The following is a 5,566-nucleotide window of genomic DNA, read 5'->3' as shown; positions in this document are numbered from 1 at the left end:
ACCGATATAAACTTAGTCTTAATAAACTATCCCCAAATGAATACTACAGATACATAAAAACCGGAGAATATCCAAAGAAGATGCTGGTCTAAAAAATGGGTGTAAATTTCAAATACTGTCCTTGACATGGGTAGTAGTTTAAAACAAAACACGGGTAAAAGGTCGGAATATTAAAAAATTACCCATAGGCAGAAAAGTAGCCACCCTACTGTTCCCGGATTCAGAGCCCGAGGCATAATAACTAGCCACACCGCTAGGTGTTTGCCCTTTACGGGTTCTGATGGAAAAGCTAAAATGCGGTACCCGACGGTGAGTGAAAATTCACTGTTCCCATCATCCTCACCGTCGGCAAAATGGCTACTGCGTTTCCATCAGGTTCAGTCAAGGGTAGCGTACGCAGCCGATTCACTTACGCACATAAAAAGGGAGAGTATTTTAGCAAGTATTAAACACTTATCCCCATAAAAGGTAGATGGAGAGTATTCTAATATAAAAATTACTTATGATAGAACATGTTTCCTCTATACTGACGGCTTATCAGCAATGAATAATATTCTAATATGCAGTAAAATAAAAACCAATCGAGATCTAGCCATAGCTATGTGCTCGATTGATTTTTATCTTAGCGCTCGCAAGAAAGTATGACTTCTTGAACTAAATTTCAGAAATCCGCATAAACTGCGGATTTCGTGAGAATATGAGTCAAAAGTCAACCAAGCCTCATCAACGAAGTTGATTTAAATTGGCTTGGTTGATGCATTCTTGAATTGTTGATTCAAGAATGCATGGATTATGAGGGCATTTCTTCCAGGGTGAAGAAGGCCATTTTTTCGTTGAGAGTTTCTGCCATGTCACGAAGATCATTGGCTGCACCACTTATAAGAGAGAATGTAGCGTTTAGCTCTTCCATAGAAGCATTTGTCTCTTGTGTGGAAGCAGCATTCTGCTGAGATATAGCAGAAAGCTCTGTAATGATATCTGAAAATCCTGCCTTAAGTTCATTAAGAAGGTGAATTTTCTTGGATATTACTTTTGTAGAATTGTCTACATTGTTTACGTTTTCTACAACAGTATCCATATCATCTTTTGTATTATTAAGCTGAGCATTTTGCTCCTGCATGCTCTTTCCGAGCTCTTCAATGATCTCAACGTTCCTTTGTGACTCTATAACAAGGTTTTCAACAATTTCCTTGATTGAAACGGCAGCGTCCTTGGACTGCTTTGAAAGATTGCCGATTTCAGTAGCAACTACAGAGAATCCTTTACCGTATTCGCCTGCTCTTGCAGCTTCAATTGAAGCGTTAAGAGAAAGAAGGTGAGTCTGTTCGGCAATAGCAGTTATCATGTTCGAAGCCTCAGCAATGCTCTTAACTGAATCGTTAGTTGTACGAATCTGTGCATGGATGCTTTCCATTGATGACATAACATCTTTGTTTTTGCCCATGAGATCATGGAGAGTGTCTACAGTTCTCTGTGCACCGGACATCATCTCATTTGCAGCATTTGAAAGATCTTCAATTCTTCCTGTGATCTCGTCAATGCTGTCACCCATCTGGTTAGTGTTTGCAACTGAACTTTCCATGCTCTCAGCCTGAGAAGCAGCGCCACGGCTGATATCCTCTACAGCAGCTGTGATCTGCTCAGCAACGTTAGATGCTGACTCAGCAGAAGTAGCAAGCTTTACACCTGAATTTGTAACGTCTTCTGAGAGTTTCTTGGTAGCACTAATAACGTCCTGCAACTTGTCACGAACCATAGCAGAGCTTTCTGCGATTACGCCAAGTTCATCCTTACGATTGAATGTTCGGTCATTGATATAGAAATTAAGCTCACCATCTTCAAGATTTTTAAGACCTGATACAATATCGCGGATTGATCTTGATGAAGTGCTTATAAGATAACGAGCTACACCAAAGTTGAACAGGAAAAAACCAATGAATGTAAAAATAATAGAACGAAGCGCTGCGTTCATATTTGCTTTTACGATAGTAGTATCACGTCCTGCAAAAACCATACCAACAACAGAACCATCAGAGTTCTTAAGTGGAAGATAGTATGCGTACCAATCCTGACCTGCAATCTCAAAATTTGAAGCAAGATATTCGTTACCGCCATTAAGTACTTCGCTAACTACAGTTTCAGAAGCTTTTGTTCCTTCCATACGCTGACCTGTAGTTGCGTCTGTAAGAGATGTAACAAAACGTGTATCACCATAAAATAATGTATAGTGCATACCGGTTTTCTCATGGAGTGCATCAAGCTGTGCCTGGTAAATGTCGTGAACTGCAACGTCACTTTTCATGAGCTGCCCATCTGCTGAAAGTGACCAGTCTCCCTGATACTGATTTGAAACCTCATCATCAAGAAGAACTGCAGCGGCATGTAATCCTTCTGAAAAAGATGTGAGATAAGCTTTCTGGATGTTCCTGAATCCAATTATGCCTACACATGCAGCCATAAGCAGTGCAAGCACTGATGCAATAAGTATTATGGTCCGAACCATGTTTCTGTTTTTTGTTTTCATTTTTGTGTTTCCTTTCCTTTAATCCTCTAACTCTCGAACCCTTTTAATTTAACAAAAAAGCACGGAACGAAATGTCCCGTGCTACAAAAAACCTAATTAAAGGTGCAACTGGCTGACATTTTAAAGTCCCTATAGCTTTGCGCCACAGGCTTTCGCCTGCTTTGCCGAATGTTAAATTTTAAACTATCGAGAATTATAATGTACAGTTCCGGTTAATGCAATATTAATTTTTTGTTTATAAAAAATTTATAAATCGTGCACATGAAAAAAGAAACACATGGCAGCATTTTGGTTATTTTATACAAAAGACTCCGTTTTAGCGATAAGTTCGCCATTTTCCACATCAAAGATGATGGTGTCATGAGGCTTTACCTTATCTTCAAGAATAATCTTGGCAGAAAGAGTTTCAACATACTTCTGGATATAACGCTTAAGAGGCCTTGCACCATATATAGGATCATAAGCGTTATCAATTACGTAGTCTTTGGCAGCATCATTAAGCTTGATACTGATTTCTCTATCAGCAAGACGTTTGTTAAGATCTGCAATTACCAGATCAACAATTCCACTTATGTTGTTCTTGGTAAGAGGCTTAAACATAATGATTTCGTCAAGTCTGTTCAGGAACTCGGGTCTAAAGTGAGAACGCAAATCTTCCATTGTGGCCTTTTCAGCATCTTCACTTATTGAACCGTCATCTCTGATACCATCAAGCAGATACTGAGCTCCAATATTTGAAGTCATTATCAGGATAGTATTCTTGAAATCTACAGTTCTTCCCTGTGAATCAGTAATTCTTCCGTCATCAAGCACCTGAAGAAGAATATTGAATACATCAGGGTGGGCTTTTTCTATCTCATCGAAAAGAACTACAGCATAAGGTTTTCTACGAACTGCCTCAGTAAGCTGACCACCTTCCTCATAACCTACATATCCTGGAGGTGCTCCTATAAGCCTTGACACACTGTATTTTTCCATGTATTCGCTCATGTCAATTCTGACCATGTTGTTCTCATCGTTAAACAGTGACTGGGCAAGACTTTTGGCAAGCTCTGTCTTACCAACACCTGTAGGGCCAAGGAAGAGGAATGAGCCAATTGGCTTACTTGGATCCTTGATACCGGCTTTGGATCTCATAATGGCTTCGGATACTTTTACAACGGCATCATCCTGACCAATTACTCTCTGATGAAGCTCATCAGGAAGATGAAGAGTCTTGTTCCTTTCACTCTCTGTAAGCTTGTTCACAGGGATGCCGGTCCATCTGCTGATGATTCCGGCAATCTCGTCCTCTGAAACTTTTTCATGGACAAGTGCACCCTCATTTTCTTTTTCTCGGGCTTTTTCTTCAGCTTCTTCCAGTTGCTTTTTAAGTGCCGGGAGCTTACCGTATTGAAGTTCTCCGGCTTTTTCATAATCACCATTTCTTTGTGCTATGGCAATTTCGGAGTTAATGGTATCAATCTGCTCACGCATGGCTGCAAGCTTATCTACAGCTTCCTTTTCATTGGACCACTGGGCTTTTCTGGTATCGAAATCTTCCTTAAGTTCAGCAAGCTCTTTTTGCAGATTAACAAGCCTTTCTTTGCTCAAAGAATCATCTTCCTTTTTGAGAGCTGCTTCTTCAATCTGCATCTGCATAATCTTACGGTTCAGCTCATCAAGCTCAGCGGGCATTGAATCCATTTCGGTTTTTATAAGTGCACAGGCTTCATCCACCAGGTCGATGGCCTTATCAGGAAGGAATCTGTCAGATATGTACCTGTTGGACAGAACAGCAGCACTGACAAGAGCGCTGTCCATGATCTTAACGCCATGGAACACTTCATACCTTTCTTTTAATCCACGAAGTATGCTTATGGTGTCCTCGACAGTTGGCTCCTCAACCATAACAGGCTGGAAACGTCTTTCAAGAGCGGCGTCTTTTTCAATGTATTGCCTGTACTCATTGAGAGTAGTAGCACCTATACAGTGAAGCTCTCCTCTTGCCAGCATTGGCTTTAACATATTGCCGGCATCCATGGCACCGTCAGTTTTGCCGGCACCTACAATGAGGTGAAGTTCATCTATAAAAAGAATTATCTCACCGTCAGATGCCTTGACATCTTCAAGGACAGCTTTTAACCTTTCTTCAAATTCGCCTCTGTACTTAGCACCGGCTACAAGAGCGCCCATATCAAGGGAAAAGATTTTTTTGTCCTTAAGAGCAGATGGAACATCTCCGCTGGCAATTCTCTGGGCAAGAGCCTCTACTACGGCGGTTTTACCGACACCGGGTTCACCGATAAGTACAGGATTGTTTTTGCTCTTTCTGGAAAGAATTCTGATGACATTTCTGATTTCGGTATCTCTTCCGATTACAGGATCAAGCTTTTGTTTTTTGGCTTTTTCCACAAGTTCAGTGCCATATTTGCTCAAGGTATCATATGTAGCTTCAGGATTGTCGGTTGTAACATTCCTGTTGCCTCTTACCTCAGAAAGAACCTGCAAAAATCTGTTTCTGTCTATGCCAAACTCTTTTAAAATATCTTTTACTTCCCGGTTGGGCTTTTTGATGACTGACATGAAAAGATGCTCTACAGATACGTACTGATCTCCAAGAGCCTTGGCTTCATCTTCAGCGGATAAAAGAGCTTTGTTTAAATCTGCGCCGATATAAGGCTGACCTCCGGATACTTTTGTTCTTTTTTCTATGGCTGAAATTATACGGTTTAAAAAGGCGTCCTTGTCTATACCCATTTTTTCTATGAGTTTTGCTATGAGGCTATCCTCAATAGTCATAAGAGAGTACAGAAGGTGTTCCTGTTCAATCTCCTGATTGCCATATTCAAAAGCAACCTTTTCACAGCCATTTACAGCTTCGATAGATTTTTGCGTAAATTTCTGTATATTCATAAAAGTCCCTCCTAGTATAGTAATGATGTAGTCATTAAGGACTACAGTTAATAGTTTCTATTTCCAAATCTAAGTAATGATTGAAGGGAGGATTCCCCTCTCATCAGATATCATCAAGGAGCTTTACTAACAGTTATACATGTCTGT

The 5,566-nt window shown here is 40.4% G+C and carries 2 protein-coding genes and 1 riboswitch; both genes read right to left on the bottom strand.

Annotation, left to right across the window (positions count from 1 at the left end):
- Positions 1-790: 790 nt before the first annotated feature.
- The gene (locus J6O61_RS07440) at positions 791-2,524 is read right to left on the bottom strand and encodes a methyl-accepting chemotaxis protein (protein WP_292211425.1); all 1,734 of its coding nucleotides are present in this window, start codon (positions 2,522-2,524) and stop codon (positions 791-793) included.
- A gap of 100 nt (positions 2,525-2,624) precedes the next feature.
- Positions 2,625-2,700, bottom strand: a riboswitch (cyclic di-GMP riboswitch).
- A 121-nt stretch (positions 2,701-2,821) separates the two neighbouring features.
- Positions 2,822-5,419 carry an ATP-dependent chaperone ClpB gene (gene clpB / locus J6O61_RS07435; protein WP_292211422.1) on the bottom strand — a complete coding sequence of 866 codons (2,598 nt, stop codon included), beginning with the start codon at positions 5,417-5,419 and terminating at the stop codon, positions 2,822-2,824.
- Between the last annotated feature and the right edge of the window lie 147 nt (positions 5,420-5,566).

Source organism: Butyrivibrio sp. (genome assembly GCF_017635265.1).
Lineage (GTDB): Bacteria > Bacillota > Clostridia > Lachnospirales > Lachnospiraceae > Butyrivibrio.
This window is presented reverse-complemented; position numbering and strand designations above follow the sequence as displayed.